At 67.6% G+C, this 26,068-nt stretch carries 17 protein-coding genes; 12 read left to right on the top strand and 5 right to left on the bottom strand.

The genetic code is table 11. The features are described from left to right. Nucleotides 1–25: 25 nt before the first annotated feature. The 5 genes from RZV17_RS02080 to RZV17_RS02100 all read left to right on the top strand — a co-directional run bounded on the left by RZV17_RS02080 (nucleotide 26) and on the right by RZV17_RS02100 (nucleotide 4,070). On the top strand, nucleotides 26–829 hold the full coding sequence (locus RZV17_RS02080) for an SDR family oxidoreductase (RefSeq protein ID WP_355606834.1): 804 nt from the start codon (nucleotides 26–28) through the stop codon (nucleotides 827–829). Between the two features lie 688 nt (nucleotides 830–1,517). Then, complete coding sequence (locus tag RZV17_RS02085; RefSeq protein WP_047695532.1) at nucleotides 1,518–2,036, top strand: hypothetical protein; 519 nt, start codon at nucleotides 1,518–1,520, stop codon at nucleotides 2,034–2,036. Continuing rightward, nucleotides 2,024–2,782, top strand: coding sequence for a PIG-L family deacetylase (locus RZV17_RS02090; protein WP_355609107.1), 759 nt, complete (start codon nucleotides 2,024–2,026; stop codon nucleotides 2,780–2,782). Before RZV17_RS02085 ends, RZV17_RS02090 begins: the two co-directional genes overlap by 13 nt. Next, nucleotides 2,779–3,381, top strand: a complete 603-nt coding sequence (locus RZV17_RS02095) for a class I SAM-dependent methyltransferase (RefSeq protein ID WP_355606837.1) — start codon at nucleotides 2,779–2,781, stop codon at nucleotides 3,379–3,381. Before RZV17_RS02090 ends, RZV17_RS02095 begins: the two co-directional genes overlap by 4 nt. Next, nucleotides 3,378–4,070 carry a glycosyltransferase gene (locus RZV17_RS02100; RefSeq protein ID WP_355606840.1) on the top strand — a complete coding sequence of 231 codons (693 nt, stop codon included), beginning with the start codon at nucleotides 3,378–3,380 and terminating at the stop codon, nucleotides 4,068–4,070. The genes RZV17_RS02095 and RZV17_RS02100 overlap by 4 nt, the downstream gene beginning before the upstream one ends. 78 nt (nucleotides 4,071–4,148) lie before the next feature. Here RZV17_RS02100 and RZV17_RS02105 read toward each other — a convergent pair whose 3' ends face one another. Together RZV17_RS02105 and RZV17_RS02110 are read right to left on the bottom strand one after the other, a co-directional pair. Next, the gene (locus RZV17_RS02105; RefSeq protein ID WP_184374718.1) at nucleotides 4,149–4,559 is read right to left on the bottom strand and encodes a hypothetical protein; all 411 of its coding nucleotides are present in this window, start codon (nucleotides 4,557–4,559) and stop codon (nucleotides 4,149–4,151) included. A gap of 416 nt (nucleotides 4,560–4,975) precedes the next feature. Further along, nucleotides 4,976–5,317, bottom strand: a complete 342-nt coding sequence (locus tag RZV17_RS02110) for an HPF/RaiA family ribosome-associated protein (protein ID WP_039406034.1) — start codon at nucleotides 5,315–5,317, stop codon at nucleotides 4,976–4,978. Between the two features lie 415 nt (nucleotides 5,318–5,732). Between RZV17_RS02110 and RZV17_RS02115 the strand changes: the two genes are divergently transcribed. Then, nucleotides 5,733–8,156, top strand: coding sequence for a DUF3772 domain-containing protein (locus tag RZV17_RS02115; RefSeq protein WP_355609111.1), 2,424 nt, complete (start codon nucleotides 5,733–5,735; stop codon nucleotides 8,154–8,156). Between the two features lie 123 nt (nucleotides 8,157–8,279). On the opposite strand, the gene RZV17_RS02120 is transcribed toward RZV17_RS02115, so the two are convergent. Beyond that, the gene (locus tag RZV17_RS02120) at nucleotides 8,280–10,388 is read right to left on the bottom strand and encodes a phosphoglycerol transferase I (protein ID WP_355606843.1); all 2,109 of its coding nucleotides are present in this window, start codon (nucleotides 10,386–10,388) and stop codon (nucleotides 8,280–8,282) included. A gap of 373 nt (nucleotides 10,389–10,761) precedes the next feature. Then, nucleotides 10,762–12,486, bottom strand: coding sequence for an AarF/ABC1/UbiB kinase family protein (locus RZV17_RS02125; RefSeq protein WP_166749732.1), 1,725 nt, complete (start codon nucleotides 12,484–12,486; stop codon nucleotides 10,762–10,764). Between the two features lie 253 nt (nucleotides 12,487–12,739). Between RZV17_RS02125 and RZV17_RS02130 the strand changes: the two genes are divergently transcribed. Continuing rightward, entirely contained in the window at nucleotides 12,740–13,681 is a 942-nt protein-coding gene (locus tag RZV17_RS02130) for a DUF808 domain-containing protein (RefSeq protein WP_355606846.1), read from the top strand. A 146-nt stretch (nucleotides 13,682–13,827) separates the two neighbouring features. Here RZV17_RS02130 and RZV17_RS02135 read toward each other — a convergent pair whose 3' ends face one another. Next, nucleotides 13,828–15,456: a GGDEF domain-containing protein gene (locus RZV17_RS02135; RefSeq protein WP_355606849.1), complete on the bottom strand. Its 1,629-nt coding sequence runs from the start codon at nucleotides 15,454–15,456 to the stop codon at nucleotides 13,828–13,830. A gap of 497 nt (nucleotides 15,457–15,953) precedes the next feature. On the opposite strand from RZV17_RS02135, the gene glgA reads away from it, so the two are divergent. The 5 genes from glgA to treY are packed head-to-tail and all read left to right on the top strand — an operon-like array spanning nucleotide 15,954 to nucleotide 26,059. Further along, nucleotides 15,954–17,537 (top strand): glycogen synthase GlgA, encoded by a 1,584-nt coding sequence (gene glgA, locus RZV17_RS02140; RefSeq protein ID WP_047695476.1) that lies wholly within the window; start codon nucleotides 15,954–15,956, stop codon nucleotides 17,535–17,537. Then, nucleotides 17,534–19,765 (top strand): 1,4-alpha-glucan branching enzyme, encoded by a 2,232-nt coding sequence (locus RZV17_RS02145; protein WP_355606852.1) that lies wholly within the window; start codon nucleotides 17,534–17,536, stop codon nucleotides 19,763–19,765. The genes glgA and RZV17_RS02145 overlap by 4 nt, the downstream gene beginning before the upstream one ends. Nucleotides 19,766–19,767: 2 nt before the next feature. Next, entirely contained in the window at nucleotides 19,768–21,525 is a 1,758-nt protein-coding gene (treZ, locus tag RZV17_RS02150; RefSeq protein WP_355606855.1) for a malto-oligosyltrehalose trehalohydrolase, read from the top strand. Further along, complete coding sequence (locus tag RZV17_RS02155) at nucleotides 21,522–23,456, top strand: 4-alpha-glucanotransferase (protein ID WP_355606858.1); 1,935 nt, start codon at nucleotides 21,522–21,524, stop codon at nucleotides 23,454–23,456. The genes treZ and RZV17_RS02155 overlap by 4 nt, the downstream gene beginning before the upstream one ends. Then, on the top strand, nucleotides 23,453–26,059 hold the full coding sequence (gene treY / locus RZV17_RS02160) for a malto-oligosyltrehalose synthase (RefSeq protein ID WP_355606861.1): 2,607 nt from the start codon (nucleotides 23,453–23,455) through the stop codon (nucleotides 26,057–26,059). The genes RZV17_RS02155 and treY overlap by 4 nt, the downstream gene beginning before the upstream one ends. Nucleotides 26,060–26,068 lie beyond the last annotated feature (9 nt).

Genomic DNA, 26,068 nt, shown 5'->3' on the forward strand with positions numbered 1-26,068 from the left:
CTCTTTCAACTACCAGGAGCTCACCATGGATCTCGGAATAGCCGGTCGCGTCGCCCTCGTCAGTGGCGGCGATTCGGGAATGGGCAAGGAGACTGTACGCCAGCTCCTCGCCGCCGGCGCACGCGTGGCCATCACCGATCTCCCGGGCGGCACGCTGGCGCAGGCGAAGGCGGAGCTGTCGGACCTGGGGCAGATCATCGCCATCGAGGGAGACGTCACCCGCGAGCACGACGTCACCGCGCTCTGGGCACAGGTGCGGGAACAACTGGGCGACCCGGACATCTACGTCAACGCCGCCGGTGTCACCGGTGCAACCGGCGACTTCTTGGAGGTCGACGATGCGGGCTGGCTCGAGACGCTGGACATCAACCTGATGGGCGCGGTGCGCATGTGTCGCCAGGCCATCCCCGCCATGCGGCGCAAGCAGTGGGGCCGGATCGTGTTGTTCGCGTCCGAGGACGCCGTGCAGCCCTATGTGGACGAGCTGCCGTACTGCGCCTCGAAGGCGGCCATTCTCAGCCTGTCCAAGGGGCTGTCCAAGGCCTATGGCGGCGACAATGTGCTGGTCAATACGGTGTCGCCGGCCTTCATCGCAACGCCGATGACCGACAAGATGATGGAAAAACGCGCGCGCGAGAACGGCACCACGTTCGAGCAGGCGGTTGCATCGTTCCTGGACGAAGAGCGGCCCGGAATGGTGCTCAAGCGCCGCGGCCGCCCCGAAGAAGTGGCATCGGTGGTCGCGTTCCTGTGTTCGGAGCGCGCCAGTTTCATCAACGGCGCCGGCGTGCGCGTGGATTCGGGTTCGGTCTTCACGATTGCCGGGTGAGCTGACCGGCAGCGCGGTGGTGCGTGCAGTTGTGTGGACGTGGTGCATCACACACTGCCTGCGTGATCGCAACGGACGGATGTCTCACCAATGCATGCCTGCGTCACGTTGCGGTGCATGTGGATCGATCCGATAGCCGGCGCTGGAAGCAGACCAATGTGCATGCAGGCTCACACACGGTTGACTGATGAGCTTCTAGATTCGGCCGATGCTTCCTTCAGTCACCGCGCTTGATCACGCACGTCATGAGAGCCGAAGGCAGCACCGCGGCAGTCTTTCGTCGCGTGTGCTGGACCATGTGCGCGCGGTTCCCGATCTGCCCTGGCCGGGCGCTGGGCAGACCCGTGCGCGCTGGCGCGCATTGAGCGCACTGGGAGCCGAGAGCCTGCCATTGGCAAAAGTGCTGGAAGCGCATTACGACGCGCTTGCCATCCTGTCCGAGGCGGGCGAGCCGGCGCCACCGGCCGGCACCCTTTGGGCGGTGTGGGCAGCGGGCGGCCCGGACGATACCGTGACCTACGACCACCGTTTGGGTGCGTTGTCCGGCACCAAGCCGTGGTGCAGTGCGGACGATGTGGTGACTCACGCCCTGGTGACCGTCACGGATGGTGACAAACGCCCCCTTGCCGCCGTGGCTCTGGGTGCGGGCAGTTTCGAGCTGGATGCCGGCCAGTGGCACGGCCCGGGCATGGTGGGTATTCCAACCGGGATCGGCCATTTCGCCAGTGCGCCTGCCCGCCTGGTGGCCGATGCCGACTTCTATCTGCAGCGGCCCGGGTTCTGGCACGGCGGTGCCGGCATCGCGGCTTGCTGGTATGGCGCGGCGACGGCCATCGCCGAGCAGGTGCGGCGTTCTTCCCGGATCGTGGGCAATCCGTTTGCTGCAGTGCATGTGGCGGTCATCGATGAGCAGCTCCATGTCGCCAGACTTGCGCTGTGCGAGCTGGCCGCGCAGATCGACGGTGCGCCGGGCACCGACCATCGTTACGCGGTGACGCGCCTGCGCTGCCTGATGGACCGCGTGTGCCGCGATGTGCTGGAACGCGCGGCCCTGGCGCTTGGCCCGGTGTCGCTGTGCTGTGACGCCGAGCATGCACAACGCTGCGCAGACCTGGCCGCGTTTATCCGCCAGTGTCACGCAGAGAAGGACGAGCAATGGCTGGGAGAACAGCTGCATGCCTGCGAGCACACCCCATGGGCTCTCTGAGGGGCGGGCACATTGAAGGGCAGGGCATCAGCGAAGCACGCTGGCTTGCCTCGCGCACACTGGCGACATTGCCGCGCATCCGTCTGGACCAACTCATTGGCAGCGCTGCAAGGCTGGTCGTGGTTTCCCCGCATCCTGATGACGAGGTGCTGGGATGCGGCGGGCTGCTGGCCATGGCCGCAGCCGACGGGATGGACATCGTGATCGTTTCGGTGACCGACGGAGAGGCTGCCTATCCTGGCGAGGTGGCGTGGCCGCCGCCACGGCTTGCAGCGGCGCGGCGCCAGGAGCTGCATGAGGCGCTGGCCTGTCTCGGCATCGATCCGGCAAACGTGGTGCGCATCGAGGTTGGCGATGGGCAGGTGCGGGCGCACGGCGACGTGCTGGCTGCCCGACTCGCTGCATTGATCCGGCCAACGGATGCGGTCTTTGTGACCTATGCAGGTGATGGGCATCCGGATCATGAAGCCTGCGCCGATGCGGCGATCAGCGTGGCGGCCGCGTGTGGCGCACGGCTTGTTCAATACCCGGTGTGGGCATGGCACTGGGACGACCCGGAGAACAGCACCATGCTGGCATCGGCCACGCGCCTTGCACTGACCGACACCGCGCGTGCAGCCAAGGCGCGGGCGCTTGCCGCGTTCGAGACACAGACCGGCGAGGTCGTTCCCCGGTTAGCCGATCCCATCCTGCCGGACTGGGCGTTGGCCCGTTTCCGGCGAGATTTCGAGGTCTATATCGCATGAACGCCCAGACCATCGCGGATTACTTCGACGGCATCTACCAACGCCCGGACCCATTCGGCTACGGCACGCGCTGGTACGAATCGCGAAAGCGCGACATCCTGCTGTCCACCCTGCCGAGGGCGCAGTTCGCACGCGGCTGGGAGCTGGGCTGCTCCAATGGCGAGTCCACGCGCGGGCTTGCGGCGCGCTGTGACAGCCTGCTGGCAACGGACATGTCTGCGGGCGCGGTGGCGCAAGCCAGGCAGCGCGTGGGCGAACGCAGCAACGTGGAGATCCTGCAGGCATGCCACCCGCAGCAGTGGCCCGTGGGCAGTTTCGATCTGATCGTGCTGAGCGAGATCGGCTACTACCTGGAGCCACAGGAACTCGATGACCTGATCACGCGGGCCCAGCGCTCGCTGACTGCGGAGGGGCTGTTCGTTGCCTGCCATTGGAAGCATCCATTCGATCAGGCCCGCCAGGATGGTGTGTCGGTGCATTCCTGCATCGCACGTCTGCTCACGCTTGCGCTGGCCTACCGTTACGAGGACAACGACTTCCTGCTCGAAGCGTGGGCGGTGCAGCCGGTATCGGTTGCCCAGCAGGAAGGCCTGCGATGATCGCCGTGCTCATTCCCGCCCATAACGAGGCCGACGATATCGTCGGATGCCTGACCGCGGTCTTTGTCGCCGCTTCGCATCCGGATCTGCGCGAACCTGTGGATGTCATCGTGGCAGTGGACCGATGCACCGATGCGACCGCGAAGATCGCATCGCTGATGGGGGCCAGGGTGGTCGATGTGGCCAGCCCGTGGGGCGTGGGCGTGGCGCGCGCCGCGGCCGCTGCTGCGGCGATCGACCTCGGTGCCGATTGGCTCGCCATGACAGATGCCGACTCGCGCGTTCCCGCTGACTGGCTGATCGAACAGCGCCGCATAGGTGCCGGGGTCTTCTGCGGGATCGTGGAAGTGGCCGACTGGTCGGGCTATGCGGACGAGGTCCGCAGCGCCTTCGAACAGACCCAGCCCAGGGGCGAAGGCCACGGGCGGATCCATGGCGCCAATCTGGGCGTCAGCGCCGAGCTGTATCGACGCTGTGGTGGCTTCCCCTCGCTGGCTTGCAGTGAGGACGTGGCACTGGTGCACGCGCTGCAGCGCATCGGTGCCCCAATCCGCTGGTCCCCGCGTGCTGTGGTCATCACCAGCGCGCGTCGGCAGGCGCGTGCGACCGGTGGGTTTTCGGACTTCCTGAAACAGCTGGAGGCGTGCCCGCCAGTGGAAGCACACGCGGTGGCCGTCCCTACGGTGTGACCAGGTTTGCGTCTCGTCCACTCGCAAGCGCATCGATAGCAGGATTCCTGGCGCAGGTCGCGGCGCTACGGCAAGCGACTAGCGTCCACCCTGAAATCGAAAGCTGAAGCGGGCCGTCGATGCGGACTCTCCAACGATGGGCGCAGGCGTGGCAGTCACCAGGGTCAGCATGCCGTCGGCCACGGGGACCGGGATGCCCAGCGTGAGATCAAGCTGCTTCGACCAGCCGCCGCCCATCACCGTGGCCCTGACGATCAGCCGCCCGGCGTGGATGCACTGAACATCGGCCGGGCAGCGGCTGTCTTCGATCACCCGGTCGGGACGTACCTTGGGTCCATCGACCGCCGCAATGTCGCCCAGACGCACGGGGCCTTCGATCGGCGCATCGGCGGGGGCACCCGTCGCTGCACACCCGGCAAGCGAGACGGCCCAGAGCATGATGGGTACCAGAGTGCGCAGGAGCGGGCCAGTTGTGTGGCGTTGACGCATGATCATTCGGTTCCAGATTCGATCCTGCCGGGTACCTGCCGCATTGCCCGGCTGGCGCGATGGCATCGGTTTCGGAGCGGGCCACGTGACTTCAGGGCGTGAGTCGCGCATTGCTCGGCATCACAACGCAGCTGCGGGCCACGGGCCGCGAGGGGCTGCTCGATCAATTCAGACGCGCGACGCCAGTACGGTTCTCCAGCTGCTACAGCAGGCTATTACTGAAAAGCGTTCGTGCCGGCTCGACATTGCAGCGACGACCAGACACAGCCCCTTCATGCAATCGGTGTGCTTGGGCGACCCTGCCGAGTGGCTCCTGCATCCGTGAAGCGCCCCGACGCCATGCATTCAACGTAGGCGCCGGGGCGGCCAGGCCCTGGACCAAGGCGGCGCGGTGAAGCGCCCGCCGTTACAGCAGCTCAGAGGCTATCCGGCGCCGGTGCTGTGGCCTTGGCGTGCTGCTTGCCGCGTGCATGCTCGATCGCCGTGCGCAGCTTGCGGGCAGCGCCGGTCACGGCCGAAGCCGTGGTCTCGGCGCTGTTGGTGGCCGCAATCGGCGGCAGGCCGGCGACGTGGGCTTCGATGCTGCAGGTTCGATCCGCTGCGCCGCCGCGCTGGCCGTTTTCGTCGCGCAAATGCACGTCGACGCGGGTGATGTCGTTGGCAAAATGCGCCAGCTGGGCGGTGCAGGTCTTCTCGACATGCTGCACGACAGAGGGGTCATGCGGCACGTGCTTGTCGGTCTGGATCTGAATCTGCATAGATGTCTCCTTCGCGGTCATCCGCTGCGTCTGCCGTAGCGGTAGCTTGATTCTGCGGCAGCGCGGTGTTGCCGCAAGGTGACAAACCGCCGCATGTTCATGCACGGGTTGGCTGTGGCTTGCGGCTGAGGCCGGCTGGTGCAGCGCATGAGATTCGGAGGGATGGCCTGGTGCACGCGCACGACCCGCTGGCAGGTGAACCACTGTTGCGAAGCAGCAGCCCTGTGCTGAAGCACTTGCGTCTGGGTCGTTATGTAGTCGGCAGCCGAGCGGTGCGTTGCATGAATCGTCCCCGCGGTGACGCTCGGCGCGACCGAGGTGGTGGCTTAAGATGCCCGCACCGCGCGGTGCTGCGCCTGTCCGATACCTGCCTGTGTCCGAGCTTCGATCCGCCCTGAGTGCCCGTTCGCGCGTGTTGCGGCATGTGTTGGTGTGCTGTGCGCTGTGGCTGGTCTGCGCCGGCGCGGTGCTCGCGCAGGACGAAGACGCGCTGCTGGAGACGGCACAGAAACAGTTGGACGGCACGCAGAAGGTGCTGGATCAAGCGGATGTCGGATTGGAAAAGGCAGACGACGAACAGCTGCGCACGCTGATCGACCAGGTGACGGCGGCGCAACGACAGGTACAGGATCTGGCGCGTCAGCTGGATCCGCCGCTCAAGCAGGTGAGCTCTCAGCTTGCGGGGCTGGGTGAGGCGCAGAACGGCGAAGCCACCGATCTCAAGAAACAGCGCGCATCATTGAAGAAAGAACAGAGCGCGCTGGATGCGGAATTCAAGCGGGCCAATCTGCTGGAGTCAAAAGCCCGCGACCTCGCTGATCGCCTCGAGCAGAAGCGCGCTCAACTGTTCAGCGTGCAGATGACCACCCGCGTTGCCTCGCCCTTGTCGCCGGCGCTCTGGAACGACATTGCGCAACACTGGCCGGACGACCGCACGCGGCTGCAGCGCCTCTACGACGAGGCCGCCCAGCTGCTGCGTACCGGCATCGCCGCCAACGGCGTCGGCGGCCTGGTGACCGGTGGACTGATTGCACTGCTGCTGGCGTTTCCGCTGCGGATGTTTCTGCGACACCTGGGGCGGCGCTATGCAGCCTCGCGTGCGCCCGGCGGTCGCTTGCGGCGCTCCGGGCTGGCGTTGTGGTTTCTGTTGGTCGGCATGCTGAGCCTGGGCATGGCGGCATGGGTGCTGGCCGAAACCGTGCGTTCGATGGCCCAGGTGCCGGCCGACCTGGACGAGCTGCTCGGTGCATTCGTCATCATCAGCTTCGTTGCGGCCTTCGTGGGGTCGCTCAGCGCCAGCTTGTTGATGAAACATCAGCCGACCTGGCGGCTGTTCCCGCTGGATGACGCCACCGTCGATCGCCTGCGCGTGCATTGCCTGGCCACCGCTGCGGTGATCTGGTTCAGCGGCATGGCGATCAAGCTCAACGAGGTGGTGCAAACCAGCAGCGCGGCCACCACCGCCACCGACGCGGTGGCGGCATTGGTGTACGCCGGGCTGATCCTGTCTGCGCTGGCCGGGCTGAGCCTGTCGCTGCGCGCGCGTGCGGCCAGCGCCGGGGCGGCCAGTGCCGACAGCACCGAGCCACCACCGGTGGTCTCGCGGGGGGGCGGGGTCATCGTGCTGATCCGTCTGCTCGGGCATGTGGCGGTCATCGTGGCCCTGCTGTCAGCGCTGTTCGGCTATCTCAACCTCGGCTTGTTCATCGCGCGACAGATCATCTGGATCACCTTGATCTGCAGCTTGCTGGGGTTGCTGGTGGTCTTTGCCGACGACCTGTTGAGCTGGGTCTTCAAGCCGGACGGGCGCTTCAATCGTGCGCTGTCGCATGCCTCCGGCGTCGGCAGCGGGCGGCTGGTGCAACTGGGCCTGTTGCTGTCGGCCCTGGTGCGCGTGGTGCTGATCCTGCTGGGCATCGCCGCACTGGTGACGCCGTACGGCGCCAATCTCTCTGCCGTGACCGGCTGGGCCGAGAACGTGTCGCACGGTATCCAGATCGGCAAGGAACTCACCATCACGCCGGCGGCAGTGGTGCGCGCGCTGCTGGTGTTTGTGCTGGGGCTGGGCGTGGTGCATGTAGTGCAGCAGTGGTTGCTCAACACCTACCTGCCCAAGACCGAACTGGATGCCGGGGCGCGCAATTCGATCAGCACCGTGGCGCGTTATCTGGGTTGGCTGGTGGTCGTGGTGTGGGGCCTGACCGCGTTGGGCCTGGATCTGAAGCGGCTGGCGCTGGTGTTGAGCGCGTTGTCAGTGGGTATCGGTTTCGGTCTGCAGGCGATCACGCAGAACTTCGTGTCGGGCCTGATCCTGCTCGCCGAGCGGCCGGTCAAGATCGGCGACTGGGTGCGCATCGGCGATCAGGAAGGCGACGTGCGACGGATCAGCGTGCGTGCGACCGAGATCCAGGTGGGCGACCGCTCCACGTTGATCGTGCCCAACTCGGAGCTGATCACCAAGAGTGTGCGCAACATGACGTTGTCCAACCCGATGGGACGGGTGCAGCTGCAGTTCTCGGTGCCGTTGGAAACCGACGTGGCGAAGGTGCGCGAGATGTTGCTGGCGCTGTTCGCCGAGCATGCCAAGGTGCTGGCCGAGCCCGCGCCATCGGTGTTCATCGATTCGCTGGCGGGCGGTCACGTCAACTTCAATTCGTTCGCCTACGTCAGTAGTCCGCGCGACTCGTATGGGGTGCGCAGCGAGTTGTTCTTCGCCCTGTTGCAGCGGATGGAGGCGGTGGGTATTGCACTGCAGTCGCCGCAGGAAATCCGCTTCAGTCGCGCAGGTGCAGCGGCGGCGCGTGTTGCAGGGGATGGCACGCCTGTCTCGGAAAACTGAGCCGTGCGCCCCGCGTGGCCACGTTGCAGTCACTCGTTGCTGCAATGCTGTGCCGAGGCGGCCGTACCTGGCCTTCGCCGCCGCTGAATCCACGCTCAAGTCGAAGACGTGCAGCGGCTCGACTCAGGACCGGTCCGCCACCGGGGTGTCCTTGACCAAGGCCAGATCGTCCACGCTGACGTCTTCGGTGTAGTCCAGCCAGGCGCGAATTTCCAGGTCTTCCACCGCATGTTCCAGACCGACCGGCATGCGGATGCGTCCGGCGGCGTCGGGTACCACCCACTGCTGGGCCAGCACCACCTTGCGTTCGGACGACACCGCTTCGACCCAGAACGCGCGGGTAGGGCGACGCTTGGCATAGAGCTCCAGCATGTAACTGCCGGCATCGGTCTTGCGTGCGGCCTGGGTGAGCATGATGGGCTGACGCACACGGGGGCGCGGGCCTTGCTGCGTTGCCTCCAACGGCGCATCGACGGCGATGCCGCGGGTCAGGTCCGGGTCGCGGTACAACTTCATGTTCTGCTGGCGATCGACCACCAGCGCGCACCAGTCGCCGTCGGCCGAGCCGTCTTCGAACGCAGTGCAGCGGTCCACGTAGGCCAGCGTGCCATCGGAGTGGCTGCGGTCGAACTGGCGCGAGGTGTTTTCCAGATACACCGTTTTCAGCTCGGTGTCCTGGTCGTATTCCAGCAGCACCGGCGGGCGCACCTGCTGCACGCCCACCACCACATCGCCATTGCCGTTGACGCGCAGCATGCGCGTGCTGCGCCCCGTCCAGAGCGTGCGGGCGTAGGCAAGATAACGGGGATACTCCTTGCCGCTGTCGCGACTGGCGGCCACGCTGGCGCTGGGCGGCGCATCGCTGGCGAGCAGCGAGCGGCCGAACCCCAGCGTGCGCATGCCCGGTTCCAGCAACTGCAGCAGCGTGGCGCCCGAATCGAGCGTGCTGCCCGCACGCGTGACCACCTGCTGCGGCGCGATGCCCTTGCCGAGGAACAACAGCAGGTTCTCGCGCTTCTGGTGTGCAAGCACGTCGCTGAGATCGTTCGGCATGGCCAGGTGATCGGAGGCGATCACGATGATGGTGTTGTTGGCATAGCGGCTGTTGCGGATGCGCGCGACCAGCTCGCCGATCAGGCGGTCGCTGCATTTGATGGCGTGCAGCAGGCCGATGTCGCCCAGCGCGCTGTCGTAGTGCTGGCCCCTGCAGGCCAGCGGCAGGTGGCCGGCCGGGTGATGGGTGTCCATGGTCAGGGTGGTCAGCATGAATGGCTGGCCTGCGCGCGACAGCGTCTGAAAGCTTTCCCAGGCATCGTCCAGCAGCACGTCGTCGTGCACGCCCCAGGCCGAAAAGTGCTGGGGCGCCACGCCCTTGTCGCGGAAATGGTGAACGTCGTGCACCACGTCGAAGCCATGGCTGGACAGAAAACTGCCCTTGCCGGCGAAGCTGGCATCGGCACCGCCCACGTAATGGTTGCGGTAGCCCTGGTCCTTGAGATAGTCGCCCAGGCAGCGTGCTTCGGGCAGGAACAGGCCCATGCGGTCCATGCTGTTTTCATCGCCGGGCGCGGTGGTGAGTGGCACCCCGCACATCGAGGCCACCATGCCGGCGATGGTCCAGCCGCTGCCTTCGGCGGAGGTGAGGTTGCGCACATCCACCGCCTCGCTGGCGAGCGCGCGCAGGTTGGGCGTCAGGCCGGGAAACACCGATTCGTCGAAGTAGGTGCGCTCCAGGCTTTCGCCATAGATCCAGACGATGTTCTTGCGCTTTTGCAGCGGTTGCTGCGGGACCTGGTATTCCGGCACCACGGTGGCGTAATCGACCGGACGCCACTGGTAGTACAGGCGCTTGCCGTCGCGATACAACGGGCTGACCGCGATGCTGACCAGCAGCATCGCCACGAATCCGCCGAATACCGCCGCGCCACCGCGGGGGCGCCGGAAGCGGCGCACCCTGACCAGCAGCAGTGGGCTGAGCGAGAGCAGCAGCATGCCGACGAAGACGGCGATATAGCCGGAAAAATCGCTGACGCCGGCGCCATCCATGTCTGCACGCAAGTGATAGAGCGTTGCGGCGTTGATGCCGTCGCCGCTGAGCCGGTCGATCAGTCCCCAGGCGCTGAGCAGCAGCAGAAACAGCGATAGCAGGCCAGCCTTGAGCCACGCCAGACGCGGCGAGGCGACCAACAACCACAGCAACAGCAACAACGAGAACAACAACATCCAGTGCATGCGCAGCGTCCGTGGGGGAATGATGCGAGCGCGTACCGGACGCCTTGCTCGCCATGTCCGGTGTCATCTGCAATGTGACACCTGGATGACGGACTATGCCGCGCTGAAGCTGACTGAAATGTTTGCTGAAGCCCAGCGGCCGCCGCAACGCGGCACTGCGCGCGCGCCGACGATCATGTGGTCGCCGTCGCGCTCGCTGGCGGGTGGCAGTCTTTGTATTCCGCACCCGGCGTGCTTCCCGCGCCTGGGTGACATATGGATGCCGCCACATCGCCCGGCCCACGTTGCGCGGCGGTCTTGGCAGGCGAAGCGGGGTGAAGCCCTTGTCGCGCCCAGGTGCGCTCCTACGCGGGGGTGTGGGTTGCGTGTGGCGCTAGCGGTGCCCGCGTTCTTCGCGTGCACGCACGCGGCGGTCGAACAGCAGTGCACTGAGCACGATGCCAAGGCCCAGCACCACGCCGAGCAGGAACAGCACCATCGCAATGGCCGGATAGCCCCACAGCTTGAAGCCGGTCTCGATGCGCATCATCTGGGCCGAGGCCATGATCAGCGCGGCGGTGACGATGCCGGCCGCCACGCGGTTGGCGATCTTCTGCAGGCTTTCCATCAGATGCGACTCTTCCAGCCCGGTCACGCGCATCTGCAGCCGATTCTCTGCGGCCAGCGACAGGATCTCGGACATGCGGCGCGGCCCTTCGCGCACCAGATGCTGCAGTTCCATTGCCTCGCTGGCCAGGTTGGCCGCCGACAAGGATTTCTTCAGGCGCGCGCGCATCACGTGCTGCAGGTGGCGCTCGACGATGCGGCGGGTGTCCAGCGTGGGCGACAGCGCGCGGCACACCCCTTCCAGGTTCAACAAGGTCTTGCCGAGCAGGCTCAGCTCCGGCGGCGTACGCAGGCCGGTGGAGGTGGCGATCCGCACCAGATCCAGCACCACGCGGCCCTCGGAGGTGGTGTCGTGCGCAGCGTAGCGCGCGATCATCTGCCCGGTTTCGCGCTGATAACGGTCTTCGTCGTAGTCCTCCAGGCGCGTGCTGAGCGCAATGGTCTCTTCGGCGACTTCTTCGCCACGCCCGTCGACGGCGGCAAACAACAGCTTGAGCAGGCGCTCGCGCAGGCGGGGTGGCACGTGCGCCACCATGCCCAGGTCGAAGATGGCCAGGCGCCCGTCCTGCAGCACGCGCAGGTTGCCCGGGTGCGGGTCGGCATGGATTTCGCCATGCACGAACATCTGGTCCAGATACCCCTTCACCAGCTCGGCGGCCAGGTTGTCCATCGGCTGCTCGGTGCGGCGCAGGCCGGAGATCTTGTCCACGCGCACGCCTTCGGCCAGCTGCATGGTCAGCACCTTGCGGCTGCTTAGGTCCCAGATCGGCCGCGGCACCCACAACAACGGGAACGGCTCCAGGTGCTTGCCAAAGCGCACCAGGGTCTCGGCTTCGTCCTCGTAATTGAGCTCGGCGCGCAGGGTCTTGCCGAATTCGCCCAGCCAGTCGGCAAAGCGCACGCGCCGGCCGATGCCGGTCAGCCGGTCGGCGGCGGTGGCAAAGCTCTTGAGCACGTCCAGGTCCGAGCGCACCTGCGCGGCGACTTCGGGCTTTTGCACCTTGATTGCGACCGGGGTGCCGTCGCGCAACGCGGCGCGGTGCACCTGTGCCAGCGACGCGCAGCCCAGCGGCACCGGGTCGAAGTGCGAGAAGGCCTTGTTGACCGACACGCCGAGTTCTTCCTCGATGATCTGGCGGATGCGCTCCACCGGCACCGAGCTGGTGTTCTCCTGCATGCGTTCCAGCGCGGTGGCAAACTCCGGCGGCACGATGTCCGGGCGCGTGGACAGCATCTGGCCCAGTTTGACGAAGGTGGGGCCGAGCGATTCCAGGTCCGAGACGAACTGGTCCGGGGTGCCTTCGGCAGGCACTTCGTACTCGTTGATGGCACCCGGGTCCAGGTTCATGCCGGCAAACACACCCGACCCGCGATAGCGCAGCAACAGACGCAGGATCTGCGTGCGCCGGCTCATGCCGCCCACCACGGCGTGTTCGGCCGGGGTCGCGGCAGAGGCCGGTGTGCGGTGCGGGTCGTTGGGACTCAAGGCCATCTCCGGTGCGTCATGCAAGCGGCGAGTGTGGCCAGCGCCGGGTCGTCAGGCGGTGAATCCGGGCCCGCCCGCAGCCGTGGTGCGCGCGCTGCCGGCGGCCGCCGCAGGATGCGCCTGCGATGCAGACCACTGCCGGCATCGGCCGCGCAACGGCGCGCAACGATCGCGCAATGGTCTGCCATCACCCCACGCGCGGGCGGGATCGGCGAGAATTCACGCCCACCCACGCACGACCACCCCCAAGGACCTCCGCATGGCCGGTGCCAGCCTGTTCACCCTGCTCGACGACATCGCCACGTTGCTGGACGACGTTTCCATCCTGACCAAGGTCGCGGCCAAGAAGACCGCCGGCGTGCTGGGCGACGATCTGGCGCTCAACGCGCAGCAGGTGACCGGGGTCACCGCCGACCGCGAGCTGCCGGTGGTGTGGGCGGTGGCCAAGGGCTCGCTGGTCAACAAGGTGATCCTGGTGCCTGCAGCGCTGGCGATCAGCGCGCTGGAGGCCTGGCTGCGCGGGCGCGGCTACAACATTCCGCTGGTGATGCCGCTGATGATGATCGGCGGTGCCTATCTGTGCTTCGAAGGCGTGGAGAAGCTGGCGCACAAGTTCCTGCATGACGAAGAGGAAGAAGCGCAGCGGCATGCCGAGCGCACCCGCGCCCTGGCCGATGAGCAGGTCGATGTGGTGGCGCTGGAAAAGGACAAGGTCAAGGGCGCGATCCGCACCGACTTCATCCTGTCGGCCGAGATCATCGTGCTGTCGCTGGGGGTGGTGGCGGGCGTGTCGTTCGGGCAGCAGGTAGCGGTGCTGGTGGCGATCGCGCTGGCGATGACCATCGGTGTGTACGGCCTGGTGGCGGCGATCGTGAAGCTGGACGACCTCGGCCTGTACCTGACCGGCAAGGGCGCGGCACTGGCCGCGTTCGGTCGCGGCATCCTGGTGGCCGCACCGTGGCTGATGAAGTTCCTGTCGGTGGCCGGCACGCTGGCGATGTTCCTGGTCGGCGGCGGCATCCTGGTGCACAACATCCCGGTGCTGCATCACCTGGTCGTGGACCTGGCCACGTCGGCCGGTGGCCTGGGCTGGCTGGTCGAAGCGCTGGGCAACATGCTGGTCGGCGTGGTCGCCGGCGCGGTGGTGCTGGCGGCAGTCACCGGGTTCCAGAAGCTGCGTGGGACCCCGGCGGCCCATTGATGCCTGGCGCCGGCGTCGGTCGGGCGCCGCAGCGGCGTCCTGACCAATGCCGTATCGCCCGGGCCGGCCTGGTCACCGCGCCGGGGATTCGCACTTGAACGCGCCCGGCCTGCCTCGCCAGCGATGCACACGCCGGGCGCTGAGCATCAGTCGGCGCTGATCACCCGGTTCTTGCCCGCGGCCTTGGCGTCGTACATGGCGCGGTCCGCGCGGCGGACCAGGTCGTCCTGGGTTTCGTCGGTATGCCGCAGCGCCACGCCGGCGCTGAAGCTGACAAAGATCCGCACGTCCTCGTGCAGCAGCGAGCGTTGGGCCAGGGCGCGCTGCAGGCGGATGACCGCCGCGCTGGCTTCGAAGATGGTGGAGTCCGGCAACAGCAACACGAATTCCTCGCCCCCGAACCGGGCCACGGCGTCGGTCGTGCGCAACACCGCCTTGGCCACGTCCACGGTGTGGCGTAGCGCGGCATCGCCACCAGCGTGGCCGTGGGCCTCGTTGAGCCGGCGGAAGTCGTCCAGGTCCAGCAGCGCCACGCACAGCGGCTGCCCGCCACGTTGGGTGCGGGCGGCCTCGCGCTGGAACAGTTCTTCGAAACCGCGCCGGTTGAGCGCCCCGGTGAGCTGGTCCTCGCGCACCAGCCCGGCGACGGCATTGAGCTCCTGTTCGAGCGAGGCGATGCGCTGTTCGGCGTCTTCCACCTGGCGACGTGCCGACAGCAGCTCGTCGCGTGCGGCCAGCGCCTGCGCCTGGACGCCGGCGGTGTCCTGCAGCACGTCCTGCAACAGGCGATTGAGGTCCGGAATGCTGCGAGCGTCGCCGATCGCCTGCGAATAGCCGGCAACGCGGTCGTGATATTCGCCGGTGCTGGTGGCCATGCCGTCGAGCCGGTCGACGAAGGACACCATCATCTCGCGCATGGCGGTCTTGGAATCGGCAATGCCCTGCTTGAGCAGGCCCTGCTTGTAGATCACCGCGCGCAGGGTGCCGCGCGCCTGCTCGATCGACTCCCCGTCCAGCGGGCCGGCCAGCAGCTGCCGTACCACCGAGATCTGGCCTTGCAACCAGCTACGATCGTCCAGGAGTTCGCCGACGTTCTCCAGCAAGAGGTCGAATAACCCGAGCAACAGGTTCTGTTGTTCGCTGGCATCCTCGGCGCGCAGGCCGATCTGGTGGCTGAGCTCGCGCAGGCGCTGCTCCAGCGTGATCAGCTCGTGTCCGGGGCGCCAATGGCGTAGCGCCGAAGCCAGCGTCTGCGCTTCCTCGGCCAGCTCCGGGCTGCGTTGCAGCAGGGTGGCCAGGGCATTGCCCAATGCGTGCCGGAGCAGGTCGCGCAGCTGTTCGGCTTCGGTGCGGCCTTCGGCCAGCGAATCGCCGATGTCGATGGTACGGATGTACTTGTCGATCAACTGCCGCAGCGTGCGGCCGTAGCCCAGCCAGTCGCCGGCCGCATAGGCCGCACTCAGGCGCACGCCCATGTCGCCGAGCTCGCCGTGCAGGCTGGCAATGCCTTCGGCAAACGCCAGCAGCAGGGCCTCGGGATGCGCGGCATGCGAGAACAGCCGGATCAGCATGGCGGTGGCGGCTGCCGGGTCGGGGGCGCCCGACTTGGCCTTGGCAGGCACCAACTGATGGGCTGCCAGCCCATGCCCGCCATGCGTGCTGCCGCGCACGCTGGGAAGCGCGGCGGCCGCGCGCGCGCTGTCCGTGCCGCCCCACGGCAACAGACGGCGCAGCCCGCCACGCGGGCGGCTTGGAAGTTCAGGCTGGTCAGCCATGCCAGGTCTCGAAGGTCGACGTGCTATGGCGGGTTATCGGCCCGCGCGCGGGTCGCTTGAGCGGGCTCGGGCCCTGTCGCGGCTCGATTGATCACCCGTTCGGTCAGGAATCGCGAGCGCATCACGGCTTTGGCTGCGCATGGGCTGGCGCGCATGAAGCGGTTACGCGGATGACGGCGAACGCGGCCATACGCTCCCGCATTCGGTGCGTTGCAGTGCAGATGCACCGATGCGGGGATGTCATCGCCCTGCAATGCATCGCTTATGCCGGCAGACATGCGCAACCGTGCGTAACGGAATGTGGGCTGTCGCAGAAAAGTCAGCACATGTTCACGCATATTTTATTTGGACGGGGTGTAGATTCGTCACCAAGGACGACGTGGAGTACGCGCGTCGGCCCCGCTCCTCATTCGCAGCAGGTCGTCTGGCCGGATCGGCAGACGATGGTTTTCGCTTCGCCGTTTTCCGTCTCCACCCACTTTACGACGGACGTTTAGATGGTTGCCATGATGCCGCTTCACGCCACTACTGCACGCTTGGATCGCAGCACCTTGCTCCCCACCCTGAAGAAGAGCGGGCGGCCGCGCGATGCGCGCGGGCGATTCATCCGTCATCACGAGCGTCTGCCGGTGTCCCTGGCCGATACCCGTGGTGCGCTGTTCGTGGTGTCGGAGATGGCGGACTTCATCAAGGCCGGTGGCTTGGGCGACGTGGCGGCCGCGCTGCCGCGCGCGCTGCGTCACCGCTACGACGTGCGCGTGCTGATCCCCGGTTACCGCGCGGTGCTCGAGCGCGCCGGCAAGGTCGAGATCGTGGGCCGCGTGCTGGCGCATGCCGCGCTGCCGGCCTGCGACATCGGCCGCATCGTGCAGTCCGACGGGCTGCCCATCTACATCCTGCTGTCCAAGGAACTGTTCGAACGCGATGGCTCGCCGTATGTGAGCACCAGCGGCTCGGAGTTCGAAGACAACGCCATCCGCTTCGCCACCCTGTCGCATGCCGCCGCGCAGATCGCTGCCGGCCATGCCGGCCTGGGCTGGAAGCCGCGCCTGCTGCATCTGAACGACTGGCCGTGTGCGCTGGCGGCCGGTTATGTGCGCTGGTCCGGCGGCACCACGCCCTGCCTGCTGACCATCCATAACCTGGCCTACCAGGGGCTGGTGCCGTATTCGATGGCTGCCGCGCTGGGCATCCCGGCCGAGCGTGTGGCCGAGCTGGAGTTCTATGGGCAGATGTCGTTCCTGCGCGGGGGCATCGTCAATGCCGACCACGTCAATACGGTCAGCGTCAGCTACGCCAAGCAGATCACCGGCCCGGCCCAGGGCTGCGGGCTGGACCGGCTGCTGGCCGGCCGCGCTGCCAAGGGCGCACTGACCGGCATCGTCAACGGCATCGACGCCAGCTGGGACCCGCGGACCGACGCTCACCTGGATTCGCATTTCAGCGTGAACCAGTGGCAGGGCCGCCAGGCCAATGCGGCCCAGGTGCGCAAGGCGTTTGGCCTGCGCGAGAGCACCGGCCCGCTGTTTGCGGTGGTCTCGCGGCTGGTGCACCAGAAGGGCCTGGACCTGATCTGCGAGGTGGCCCCGCAGATCGTGGCGGCCGGCGGCCAGATCGCGGTGATCGGTGGTGGCGAGCCGGAGATCGAACACCAGGTGGCCGAGCTGACCCGCCGGTATCCCGGCCAGGTCGGTGCCTTCATCGGTTTTGAAGAAGGCTTGGCGCGGCGCATGTTTGCCGGTGCCGACTTCCTGCTGATGCCGTCGCGCTTCGAGCCGTGCGGCCTGAGCCAGATGTACGCGCAGCGCTTCGGCTGCCTGCCGATCGCCCATGCCACCGGCGGGCTGATCGACACCGTGGACGATGGCGTGACCGGCTTCCTGTTCCAGCACGCCAGCGTGGAGGCCCTGCGCCGCTGCCTGGAGCGCGCGTTCCGCACCTTCCGCCTGCCCAGCCTGCTGTCGGCGATGCGCCGCGCGGCGATGCTGCGGCCCAGCGGCTGGGATGTGGCCGGCAAGAAATATCTTTCCCTCTACGAACACACCGCTGCAACCGCGCCTGCGCTTGCGACGGTGTCATGAGCGAACGGCAGGGCGTGCAGGGGCAACAGACGGAAGACGGTGTGACCACGGAAGGAATGTCTGACGTCATGCACGCCTTGCAGGCCCTGGCCGACGGTGCGCCGGCCGATGCGTTTGCCGTGCTGGGCCCGCACCTGCAGGCCGATGCCCGCCGCCGGGTCCGTGTGCTGGCACCGGGCGCCGAGGCGATGGGCCTGATCGATCCGCGTGGCAAATTGCTCGCACGCATGCAGCCGGGCGCGTTCGACGGCGTGTTCGAAGGCGAGCTGGCAGTCGAGGGGCCGTACCGGCTGCGCATCGTCTGGCCGGAGGCGGTGCAGGAGATCGAAGACCCGTACGCGTTTGGCCCGACCCTGGACGAATCGATGCTGCTGCAGATCGCCGCCGGCGACGGGCAGGCGCTGCGCGGCGCATTGGGCGCCCGGCACCTGCAGTGCGGCGATGTGCCCGGAGTGCGCTTTGCGGTGTGGGCGCCGCACGCACAGCGCGTGGCCGTGGTGGGCGACTTCAACGGCTGGGACGCGCGGCGGCATCCCATGCGGCAGCGGATCGGCGGCTTCTGGGAAGTGTTCCTGCCGCGCGTGGACGCCGGTGCCCGCTACAAATATGCGATTACCGCTGCCGATGGCCGGGTCCTGCTCAAGGCCGATCCGGTCGCGCGCCAGAGCGAGCTGCCGCCGGCCACCGCCTCGGTGGTGCCGGGTACCGCCGCGTTTGCGTGGACCGATGCCGACTGGATGGGCAAGCGCCATGCGCAGGCGCTGCCGGCGCCGCTGTCCATCTACGAGGTGCACGCTGCGTCGTGGCGCCGCGATGGGCACAACCAGCCGCTGGACTGGCCCACCCTGGCCGCGCAGCTGATCCCGTACGTGCAGGAGCTGGGCTTCACCCATATCGAGCTGCTGCCGATCACCGAACACCCGTTCGGGGGCTCCTGGGGCTATCAACCGCTGGGGCTGTATGCACCCACTGCGCGTCATGGCAGCCCGGACGGCTTTGCGCAGTTCGTCGATGCCTGCCACCGCGCCGGCATCGGCGTGATCCTGGACTGGGTCAGCGCGCATTTTCCCGATGACGCCCACGGCCTGGCCCAATTCGATGGCGCCGCGCTGTACGAGCATGCCGACCCGCGCGAAGGCGTGCACCGCGACTGGAACACGCTGATCTACAACTACGGCCGGCCCGAAGTGACCGCCTATTTGCTGGGCAGCGCGCTGGAGTGGGTCGACCACTACCATCTGGACGGCCTGCGCGTGGATGCGGTGGCCTCGATGCTGTATCGCGACTACGGCCGTGCCGAAGGCGAATGGGTGCCCAACGCCCATGGCGGCCGCGAGAACCTGGAGGCGGTGACGTTCCTGCGCCAGCTCAACCGCGAGATCGCCGCGCGCCATCCCGGCGTGCTGACCATCGCCGAAGAATCCACCGCCTGGCCCGGTGTGACCGCGCCGACCAGCGACGGCGGGCTGGGGTTCACCCACAAGTGGAACATGGGCTGGATGCACGACACGCTGAGCTACATGCAGCGCGATCCGGCCGACCGTGCGCAGCACCACAGCCAGCTCACCTTCGGCCTGGTGTACGCCTTCGACGAACGCTTCGTCCTGCCGTTGTCGCACGACGAAGTGGTGCATGGCAGCGGCGGCCTGCTCGGGCAGATGCCCGGCGACGACTGGCGCCGCTTCGCCAACCTGCGCGCCTACCTGGCGCTGATGTGGGCGCACCCCGGCGACAAACTGGTGTTCATGGGCGCCGAATTCGGCCAGTGGGCGGACTGGAACCACGATCAGTCGCTGGACTGGCATCTGCTCGAGGGTGCGCCACATCGCGGCGTGCAGCGATTGGTGGGCGACCTCAACGCCGCCTTGCGCCGGGTGCCTGCACTGTACCGCAGCACCCATCGCACCGATGGCTTCGACTGGAGCGTGGCCGATGACGCACGCAACAGCGTGCTCGCCTTCATCCGTCACGACCCCGACGGCGGTGCGCCGCCCCTGCTGGCAGTGAGCAACCTCACTCCGCAGCCGCTTCACGACTATCGCGTGGGGGTGCCGCGTGCCGGCCTCTGGCGCGAGATCCTCAACACCGACAGTGCCCATTACGGCGGCAGCAACCTCGGCAACAGCGGTCGTCTGGCGACCGAGCCGATGGGCATGCATGGGCATGCGCAATCCCTGCGCCTGACCCTGCCGCCGCTGGCCACGCTCTATCTGCAAGCGGAGAAATAACGATGAACCAGCGCAACGACACCACCCCGGCCTGGGGCGCATGGCCAGCGGGTGAGGGACAGGTGCGCTTCGCGCTCTGGGCACCGGACGCCACGCGCGTGGAGGTGGTCTTCGACGATGGCACCCGCCACGCGCTGCAGGCCGGAGCGGACGGCTTTTTCACCGCCACGTTCGCCTGCGCGGCGGATGCGCGGTATCGCTACAGCGTGGACGGCGGCGAGCCGGTGCCGGACCCGGCCTCGCGCTGGCAGCCCGAAGGCGTGCATGGCCCCAGCGCGGTCCAGCCCACCGACGGCTACGCCTGGCAGAACACCCAGTGGCAGGGACGGCCATGGGACGAGGCAGTGATCTACGAACTGCACGTGGGGACCTGCGGTGGTTATGCCGGAGTGCAGGCGCAGTTGCCGCACCTGGCGGCGATGGGCATCACCGCCATCGAGCTGATGCCATTGAGCGCGTTTCCAGGTGCGCATAACTGGGGCTACGACGGCGTGCTGCCGTATGCGCCGGCCGATGCCTACGGCACCCCGGACGCGCTCAAGGCGCTGATCGATGCCGCGCACGGACACGGCCTGATGGTGTTGCTGGATGTGGTCTACAACCACTTTGGCCCGGACGGCAATTACCTGCACAGTTATGCCGGCCCGTTCTTCAACGAAGACAAGCCCACGCCGTGGGGTGCCGCGATCGACTTCCGCAAGCCGCCGGTGCAGCGCTACTTTCTCGACAACGCACTGATGTGGCTGCACGAATACCGCTTCGACGGGCTACGCCTGGATGCGGTGCATGCGATCACCCCGAATGCGTTCCTGGACACCTTGCGCGAGACCGTGGAGACCAGCCTGCCGGCCGGGCGTCACGTGCACCTGGTGCTGGAAAACGAGGCCAACCAGGCCTCGCAGCTGCAACGCGGCTACACCGCGCAGTGGGACGACGACTTCCACAACGCCCTGCATGTGCTGCTGACCGACGAAGAGGAAGGCTATTACGCCGCATTCGCCGACAAGCCGACCGAGCATCTGGCGCGTGTGCTGGGCGAAGGCTTTGCCTACCAGGGTGAGCCCGACCCGCGTGGGCATGTGCGCGGCGAGCCCAGCGGTGCATTGCCGCCGCATAAATTTGTGGTGTTTGCGCAGAACCACGACCAGATCGGCAACCGTGCCCGCGGCGAACGGCTGAGCGTGCTGGTGGCGCCCAAGCGCTTGCGTGCCGCATTGGCGCTGACCGCGTTGACGCCGATGATCCCGCTGTTCTTCATGGGCGAGCCGTGGGGCGCGACGCAGCCGTTCCTGTTCTTCACCGACTTCGGCCCGCCGCTGGACGATGCGGTGCGCGAAGGCCGCCGCAAGGAGTTTGCGCACTTTGCCGCGTTTGCCGACGAGGCGCAGCGCGCCACCATTCCCGACCCCAACAGCCATGCCACGTTCGAAGCGTCGCGATCGCCGATCGACGATGCCGCGCACGGCGATGGTGCGCGCTGGACGGCGTGGTTCACCGCGTTGCTGGGCGTGCGGCGTCAGTGGCTGGTACCGGGACTGGCCGAAGCGCGCGCGCTGCGCGCCAGCGTGCTGACCGAGGGCGCGCTGACCGCGACCTGGGAGTTGCCGGATGGACTGTGGCATATCGCCTTCAACGTCGGTGCCGCCGCAGTGCCGTTGCCACCACTGCGCGGACGCGTGGCGTATGCCGAGAATGTCGATGCCGATGCGCAGCAGTTGCCGGTCGACGGCTTCATCGCCTGGCACGAGGACCGCACATGAGCACGAACCCCTTGCACACCCTGGCCGCCGCGGCCGGAGTGATGGTGGATTGGGTGGATGCCAGCGACCAGCCGCGGCAGGTGTCCGAGGCATCGGTACAGGCGGTGCTCACCGCGCTGGACCTGCCTGCCGCCACCGCCAGTCAGCGCGAAGACAGCCTGCGCCGCTGCAAGGCGCAGGCCGACGAAGTGGCGCCGCTGCTCACCGTGCAGGTGGGCGAACCGCTGGCGTTACGGGTGGCCGCCAACGCCAGCGGCCGCTGGACCGATGAGGCGGGTGCCAGCGAAGACGCGCGTGCCGACGCACAAGGGCAGCTGCGCGCACCGAAGCGCTTCGGTTACTGGACGCTGCAGATCGGCGGGTTGACCCAGCAGGTGGCCGTCGCCCCGCAACGCTGCTTCAGCGTGGCCGATGCCTGCGGCCAGCCCGCGCCGCGTGCCTGGGGCATGGCGTTGCAGGTCTACTCGGCCTGCAGTCTCGATGACGGCGGGATCGGCGATGCTGCCGGCACCGTGGAATGGTTGCGGCATGCCGCACTGGCTGGCGCCGATGCGCTGGCGCTGAGTCCGGTGCATGCCTCGCGCCCGGTTACCGGCGGCTACAGCCCGTATTCGCCCAGCGACCGGCGCTTTTTCGACCCGCTGCATGCCGCGCCGGTACGCGTGCTGGGCGAACTGGCGCTGCAGGCGATCAACGAGGTCGACGGCTTGCGCCAGCGTTTCGACACGCTGCACGCCAATGGCTTGATCGACTGGCCGGCCTCGGCCCAGGCCAAGTGGGAACTGCTGCGCCACCTGCATACGCGGGTGGCGCCGGACCACCCCGATCTGCTCGCGTTCCGCAACGCGGGGGGGCAGGCACTGGAGGGTTTCGCACGCTTCGCCGCGCAGGACTTTGGCGACAACGACCCGCAACTGCATGTGTTCACCCAGTGGCTGGCCGCGCGCAGTTGGTCGGATGCGCAACGCGAGGCGCACGAGCGCGGCATGAAGATCGGCCTGATCGCCGATCTGGCGGTGGGCTTCGATCCCAACGGCGCCGAAGCTGCGGCCGCTGCAGACACCGTCTTGCGTGGCCTGGTGCTGGGCGCGCCGCCGGATGCCTTCAATGCCGATGGCCAGCATTGGGGCATCGGTGCGTATTCGCCCACGGCGCTGCGGCGCAGCGGCTTTGCGCCCTACATCGCGCTGTTGCGCGCGGTGCTGCGCGACCGCGGCGGTATCCGCATCGATCATATTCTTGGCCTGATGCGGCTGTGGGTGGTGCCCGATGGCGCCGGCTCCAACGAAGGCGCGTATCTGGCCTACCCCCTGCACGATCTGCTCAATCTGCTCGCGCTGGAATCGTGGCGGCATCGCGCGATTGTCATCGGCGAAGACCTGGGCGTGGTGCCGCCGGGCATCCGCGAAGAACTCTCGCGCCGCGGCGTCATGGGCATCGATGTATTGATGTTCACCCGCGACGAAGACGGCGCGTTTGTCGCGCCGGCGTTGTGGCGGCCCGATGCCATCGCCACCACCACCACGCACGATCTGCCCACGCTCACCGGCTGGCGTGCAGGTCGCGACATCGCCTGGCGGCGCAAGCTGGAGTTGATCGCGCCTGCGCAGGCAGACGGCGACGCCAAAGACCGCAGCAAGGATGTCGCGCGGCTGGATGCGGCGGTCGAACACGCCGGCTTGGCCGCTGCGGGCGACCCACTGCTGGGCGCGCTCCGCTTCACCGCCACCAGCGTGTCGCCCCTGGCCTTGCTGCCGGTGGAAGACGCGCTGGCGCTGGAAGAACAACCCAATCTGCCGGGTACCGTCGAGGTCCATCCCAACTGGCGTCGACGCCTGCCCGATCCCTTGCCGCATGCGCGCCTGAGCACGGCGCTGCAGGGCTTTGCCGAGGCGCGTCGCGTCGCGGCCGTTACGGAACCGCACCCATGATCGACCTTCGCGCCACCGCCCGCCTGCAGTTGCATGCCGGCTTCACCCTGCACGACGCGCTTGCGCAGGTGCCGTACTACGCAGGTCTTGGCATCAGCCATCTGTATCTGTCGCCGATCGGCACTGCGGTGCCGGGCTCCACGCACGGCTACGACAATATCGACCCGACCGTGGTCAATCCCGAGCTCGGTGGCGAAGACGCGTTGATCGCGCTCTCGCAAGCCGCGCGCGAACACGGCATGGGCCTGATCGCCGACATCGTGCCCAACCACATGGCCACGCACGCGCAAAACGCCTGGTGGTGGGATGTATTGCGCAACGGCCGCAGCGCCAAGCATGCCGACTGGTTCGACATCGACTGGCGCGCTCCGGGCCGCGACGGCAAGTTGTGGCTGGCGGTGCTGGACCGCCCGTATGCCACCGCGCTGGCCGAAGGTCTGATCACCCTGGTGATCGAAGACGATGGCAGCCCCGCGCTGGCGCATTACGACCAGCGCTATCCGATCCGGGCGCAGACGCTGGAGGTGCCGGAAAAAGCGGCACGCGCGCAGTGGCTGCGCGACTACAACGATGGCGCCAAGCGCGGCGATGGCCGCCTGCACAAGTTGATCGAACGCCAACCGTATCGCCTGAACTGGTGGCGTGTGGGCAACGACATGCTCAACTACCGCCGCTTCTTCGACATCACCTCGCTGGTGGCGTTGCGGGTGGAACTGCCGGCCGTGTTCGACGCGGTGCATGCGCTGCCGCTGCGACTGGTGGCCGAAGGCCATCTGGATGGCCTGCGCATCGATCACGTGGACGGGCTCACCGATCCCACCGGGTATGTGCGTAAGCTGCGCAGCCGGCTGGATGCGGCCGGGCGTACGCGCGGGCTCAAGCCCGGCACGCTGGGGCTGTATCTGGAAAAGATCCTCGCCCCCGGCGAGCACCTGCCGGCCGACTGGCCCTGCGACGGCACCACCGGCTACGACTTCATGGACCAGGTCGGCGGCGTGCTGCACGACCCAGCCGGCTTCAAGCCGCTGGCGCGTGCCTGGCAGCGGGTGAGCGGACGCAGCGGCGATTTCGCGCAGGAAGAGCGCGCTGCACGCGACGAGATGCTGCGCGGCCCGCTGCAGACAGAATTCAATCGCGCGGTCGGTGCGCTGTCGGCCCTGGCGCGGCTGGACCCGCCCACGCGCGAGTTCAGCCCGCAGATGCTGGCGCGCGGTTTATGCGTGCTGCTGCGCTGGTTCCCGGTGTACCGCACCTACGCCGGTGCCAAGGGCATCGTCGGCAGCGAGGCAGAGCGGCTGCGTGCCACCGCTGCGCAGGCGCGCGAGGGCATGCCCGAATCGATCGTGGCGGCCGTGGATGCGATCGAGCGCTGGCTGCTCGACGATAACGGTGCCGACCGTGCGCAGATCGCGCTGCGACGCATCCTGCGCCGGCGTGTGGAGCAGCTGTCTGCGCCGCTCAATGCCAAGGCGGTGGAAGACACCGCGTTCTACCGGCATGGCGTGCTGCTCTCGCGTAACGAGGTGGGCAGCCATCCGACCCATTTCGCCAACGAGGCCGCCGAGTTCCACGCGCAGAATGCCGAGCGTGCCAAGCATTACCCGCGCGCGCTGTTGGCCACCGCCACGCACGATCACAAGCGTGGCGAAGACCTGCGAATGCGGCTGGCGGTGCTGTCCGAACAGCCGCGGTGGTGGGTCGAGCAGAGCGCCCAGTTCGATGCCCTGGCCGAAGCGCTGGAATCGCCCGCGCTGGCCGGGGGCGACCAGCAGATGCTGTGGCAGACCCTGGTGGCCGCATGGCCGATCGGGTTGGGCGCCGACCAGGCCGAGCCGCTGGCCGAGTATGCCGAGCGCGTGGCGCAGTGGCTGCTCAAGGCGGTACGCGAAGCCAAGCTGCATACCAGCTGGACCGACGGTTCGGCCGCCTACGAACAGGCCGTGCAGGCCACCGTGGAGCAGGTGCTGACCAGCCGCGCCGGGTTGCCGCTGCGCCGCGCCTTGTTGCGCGCAAGCAACCACATCGCCGCGGCCGGCGCGCGCAATGCGCTGGTGCAAACCACGCTGCGTCTGACCGTGCCCGGCGTGCCCGATCTGTACCAGGGCACCGAAGGCTGGGATCTGTCGCTGGTGGACCCGGACAACCGCCGCCCGGTCGATTACGCCCAGCGCCAGCAGTGGCTGGAGCAGGCGCGCGAGTTCAATGGCCTGCTGCGCGGCTGGCGCGATGGCGCGGTCAAGGCGCGGCTCACCGCGCTGCTGTTGCAGCTGCGTGGCGAACATCCGGCGCTGTTTGCGAAGGGCGACTATCAGCCGTTGAACGTGGCGGTCAGTGGCGATGCGCAGGTGCTGGCATTCCGTCGTCAGTACCGTGGGCAGGCGCTGGTGGTCGCGGTGACCCGGTTGGGCGCCGGTGATCAACACGAGGGCGATCTGCCGTTGCTGGTGCCGCCGGCGACCTGGGGTCAGGCGTCGTTGGCATTGGCCGAGGGCACATACCGTAATGTGCTCGATGGCAGCACGCTGCAGCCGCAACGCGGCCGCGTGGCACTGTCCACGCTGTTTGCACGCTCGCCAGTGGCAGTGTTGTTGACCCCCCAGTAATCGACATCG

This window comes from Xanthomonas cannabis, assembly GCF_040616535.1.
Lineage (GTDB): Bacteria > Pseudomonadota > Gammaproteobacteria > Xanthomonadales > Xanthomonadaceae > Xanthomonas > Xanthomonas cannabis.